The sequence below is a fragment of the Bartonella sp. AP20NXHL genome, from assembly GCF_042196165.1.
In the GTDB taxonomy this organism is placed as follows: Bacteria; Pseudomonadota; Alphaproteobacteria; order Rhizobiales; family Rhizobiaceae; genus Bartonella.
In genome coordinates this window covers 338-691 of sequence record NZ_JBHIPV010000103.1, presented here as the reverse complement: position 1 = coordinate 691, position 354 = coordinate 338, and the positions used below count along the sequence as shown (strand labels likewise).

General features: G+C 44.9%; 1 protein-coding gene. It reads left to right on the top strand.

The genetic code is table 11. From position 1 onward, the window contains the following. On the top strand, positions 1 to 211 hold a 211-nt coding region (locus ACFILL_RS09440), incomplete at its 5' end, for a helix-turn-helix domain-containing protein (protein WP_375681105.1). Positions 212 to 354: the final 143 nt, after the last annotated feature.

Here is a 354-nt window from a genome sequence, read left to right as displayed (position 1 = left end):
AGCTTATCAACTCTCGTCATCCAGTGTTCAACATATCTGGACACGGTCTAACGAGAAAGCCGAACGCGCTATTGCCGATTTTATCGGTTTGCCCGTCGAGCAGGTTTTTAGCGACCGCTACCCCAAAAGTCGCCGTCGCATTTTTAAAGCAGCAAGACATGCCAATACGGATTCGCGTACACAGTCCGCATTGCGTGGGAATGCTGCTTGAACTTCGTTACACGGCTTTGCGTTTTTGCGCATTTGCCATGCATTTAAATACCATAAGATGAAAAGGTTTATCAATGTCTAAAGATCAATACGAAATAGGCAAGATAAATTGCATAGAGTTGAATGATGGAGGAGGCGATTGGA